The organism is Alicyclobacillus suci (assembly GCF_017329615.1).
In the GTDB taxonomy this organism is placed as follows: domain Bacteria; phylum Bacillota; class Bacilli; order Alicyclobacillales; family Alicyclobacillaceae; genus Alicyclobacillus; species Alicyclobacillus suci.
Genome location: NZ_JAFMTW010000096.1, coordinates 1 through 3298, shown reverse-complemented (window position 1 = coordinate 3298; position 3298 = coordinate 1). Strand labels below are relative to the sequence as shown.

Genomic DNA, 3298 nt, shown 5'->3' with positions numbered 1-3298 from the left:
AGCAGCCACATCATGTGCTGTACGGTCAGTGCTCATCGTCACTGTTACAGTCCCGATACCTTCTCCTGAGATGACATACTGTCCGAGGGAAGGATGAGATAGCGCCATGGCAACATCAGCAAAGCTATACGTGGTTGTTGACACTTACGATCCCTCCTTACTGATTCACAACGATGCCAATGACGACGTGTTCAATCGCACCCGACATCTTCACACAGGCATAAATCGGCGGTGATTTGCGGGCCGCTCTGTCTGCTTCTGATTGGTTCGCGATGGTATCAGCCAGTACGATGTAGCCATTCGGCAGGTTGGTACCTGTTTGGAGTCCTAATACCGGCGCTGCATTCCAGATACCCGGGCCAATCATGCCTTCAGTGGCAGCCTGTGCGCATACAGAGGAGATGACATTCACGAGTGTGGTTACACCCGCGTCCGTTTGCGGAATCTTAGTGGCCGACGTCAGTGCATTTACTACCGCAGTTTGGATATCGATCTGGAGCGTATCCAGATTGAGTACCTGATCGAACGGGGTACCATCAGCCATCGTGCCTTGAACGAGCAGATTATACTTGCCTCCAAAGTTGGTATAGACGTTCCCATTCCAACCCTTGATGTTGGTGACTTGGGTGGTGGTTAGGTCATCTGTCGCGATACCAACTAGCGTCTTGTAAGCCAAGGTAAACGCGGAGTTCGCTAATCCCGTGTTTAATCCCATAGCAACACCCATAGCGGCGGCGCCTGAGTACTGCACAGTGGAGGAGTAGAGACCAAAAGTACGTTGGTAGTTGCTGTCTTTCAGCGTTGACATCACATTGGGCGTTGTCCCGCTGGCGACATCCGCCGATTGTGTGTCATAAAAAAATGTGGCAGCCGGATTAACCGACTCGATGTAGGCAGCAATTGCTTCAATGTCCGCGTCAGTTGCTCCACATACATAACATCCATACCAGTCTGAGTTGGATGCTCGACATGCGGTCACTGCTTGGAGCGGCGTCTCCGGTGTGGTCGTGTCCTGACGACCGATGACCACAGCATTCGGACGCGGATTCTGCGCAAAATACGCCACTGCGGCTTTGTACTCCGGTTCTGTGCCCGTCCATCCATCGCTGTCCATATCGTCAGTGCCACTATATACTTGGGTACGTTCTGTATCTGAGATAATAGTCGATGGACCTACGATAAGACCGAGGTTAAGGTCTCCAGCTGCTGGCGCAACCGCAGAGACTTCCACGGTCACATTGACGATGTCTGCAAGTGATTGTGTAGGCACTCAAACCACCTACCCTTCTTTGATTTCGACGTCTGCACTGACCAATACATCAGCGCTTTGCAGATATGGAACAGTGGATTGGCGTTTCACTAAGTGGTTGAAATCGGCATATAGCGTGGCGCGATTCCACCATTCGCCGTTGAATAATTCAGGCTGACGGATAGGCATAGGGACGTCCGTAATGAGAGCCAGATCGTTAGATATCAACGTGGACTTCGTGGAATCGGAGAACAGTGTTGCTCGTATGAGATCGGCATTATCGGAGGAGTTTGGTCCATATAACGTCCAACTCACGCGCACCCCGGCCGTATACGCAAGGGTGGAATTCAGGCTTTCTTGATCGAGAGGACTGTAATCAGTTTGGAGTTGGCGCGTGTACGAGTTATCGGAGGGCGTCACCGATACGAAGCACACGTCGTCATCGATGCTCCAACTCGGCGCACCATCTTTAGGCCACGTAATTCGCACTGCGCTCGGGTCTGTTGTACCAAGCAATTGACTTGTCAGAGACTGAAATATGTCCTCTAGTTGCACCTGCGTCAACACCGTGTCAGCCACTATGCTTCAACCCCAGTCGACGGGTCCATCTTCACTGCAATCACCTTGTAATATCCATAGTCCGCATAGGGGAACAGCTGTGCAGCGCGATATCGATTCCCTCGCCACTCAATCTCATCCGACGTACCAGATTGCGTCGTAACCTGCAGTGGTTGAGACGTGTGAATGGATATGGCGCCTTTCTGCCGGTCACCTTCAGGGATCTGCTCGAGGTCGTTCGGGTCCGCAACAGTGATTACTCCTATCATTGATAAGGCTGTCTCACTTTCGCTATAACGCCCCGCATTCCACACGCCTGACTTCCGATACACAGTGAACTTCTGCGCGAGTCTCGGGCTATTTATTACCCGACTAACATTAATCATGTTTTCTTCGCCACCACATAGGTAATCGAGTTGCGCAGGTTACCTGTATCGATGTTTGGACGGTCGCTACCTTTCAGCTTAACGGTACTCGGTGAATTGGCCGGCCACTTGTTCTCCGGGTTGTAGAACCAGTCGCGCGCTGCGTTAACCCCAAGCATCCCTGCTTTGTGCAGTCCCTCGGACGGGTCTGCACCATTTAGTGCATCCTGTGCGGCCTGTTTAAGCTGCTTTGCGATGATTTCCTTGCTGTTGTTGATTGCGGGCTCTAAGACAGGACGAGGTGGTATCTGCCAGAGGGGAGACCCGTGTTCATGGATGTACAACTCATACGCTGCGCTGTATGGCATGCCTTTGCTCTGATTTTCGAGGAATGTGTTGAACCCTCTCGTAATCGGCATACCACCAGGCGTAAGTCCCATGTAGTCGTTCATTTCAGCGCGCATGGACTTACTGCGGACGCCGTGAGTCAGGACGTACATCAGCTGCGGATTCGTGATGTCATCGTGATTCCCAACATCACCCTCGGGAATGCCAACGTACACTTGCTGGGCACCCAAGGACTTCAGCGATTTTTGAATTTGGCCAGACAAATCTTTTTTTGTCGTGACGTTTGCTAGTGCGTTGAACATAACATCGCCTCCGTCACCAGATTTGCATGCCGCCTTTGCCGTACATCCTCGCAAGTGTAGCGAGTTGTTTCCCGTACTCCGTTGCATTCCATTCAGCCCAACCATCGACGCTTGTCACACTGGAATCAGCGGAATACGAAACGTCACCTACAGACTCACCGCTTAAAACGCCTTGTGCTCGGCCGGCTTCAAACACCGCTGCCGCACCGCTATTCGGATCGGCCGACGTTTGAAGGTACAGCGTGCAGAAATGCGCAACAAACAAACCCATTGCAACCTGCCAAGCACCGCGCCAACGAGCCTGCTGAATACTTGCGCTGGCCATATCGATGAACGTCTGAATAACCGTCTGAGGCACGACATAGTTTCCGTTCGAATCGGTTCCGAACTGTGGGTAGAACGCAACGAAATCAGCGACGGAGTACGAAGGGTTTGTCCCAGCGCGAAGGTTCGAACCGCTGCCAAAGTTCCAAAAC

General features: G+C 52.1%; 6 protein-coding genes. All 6 read right to left on the bottom strand.

The features are described from left to right. A partial coding sequence (locus tag J3482_RS21965) for a tail tube family protein (protein ID WP_369123488.1) occupies positions 1-144 on the bottom strand: 144 nt, incomplete at its 3' end. Between the two features lie 13 nt (positions 145-157). Further along, on the bottom strand, positions 158-1270 hold the full coding sequence (locus tag J3482_RS19700; protein WP_206923026.1) for a DUF3383 family protein: 1113 nt from the start codon (positions 1268-1270) through the stop codon (positions 158-160). A 9-nt stretch (positions 1271-1279) separates the two neighbouring features. Further along, complete coding sequence (locus tag J3482_RS19695) at positions 1280-1828, bottom strand: phage neck terminator protein (RefSeq protein ID WP_206923025.1); 549 nt, start codon at positions 1826-1828, stop codon at positions 1280-1282. Then, on the bottom strand, positions 1828-2193 hold the full coding sequence (locus J3482_RS19690) for a hypothetical protein (protein WP_206923024.1): 366 nt from the start codon (positions 2191-2193) through the stop codon (positions 1828-1830). The genes J3482_RS19695 and J3482_RS19690 overlap by 1 nt, the downstream gene beginning before the upstream one ends. After that, positions 2190-2822, bottom strand: a complete 633-nt coding sequence (locus J3482_RS19685) for a phage virion morphogenesis protein (protein ID WP_206923023.1) — start codon at positions 2820-2822, stop codon at positions 2190-2192. Before J3482_RS19685 ends, J3482_RS19690 begins: the two co-directional genes overlap by 4 nt. Before the next feature lie 13 nt (positions 2823-2835). Beyond that, positions 2836-3298: DUF4054 domain-containing protein (locus J3482_RS19680; protein ID WP_206923022.1), on the bottom strand; the 463-nt coding region annotated here is incomplete at its 5' end.

What these genes read in the sequence shown, in the direction of transcription:
- J3482_RS19685 (WP_206923023.1), bottom strand. Translation starts at nt 2,822, where the DNA reads ATGTTCAACGCACTAGCAAACGTCACGACAAAAAAAGATTTGTCTGGC.
- J3482_RS19690 (WP_206923024.1), bottom strand. Translation starts at nt 2,193, where the DNA reads ATGATTAATGTTAGTCGGGTAATAAATAGCCCGAGACTCGCGCAGAAG.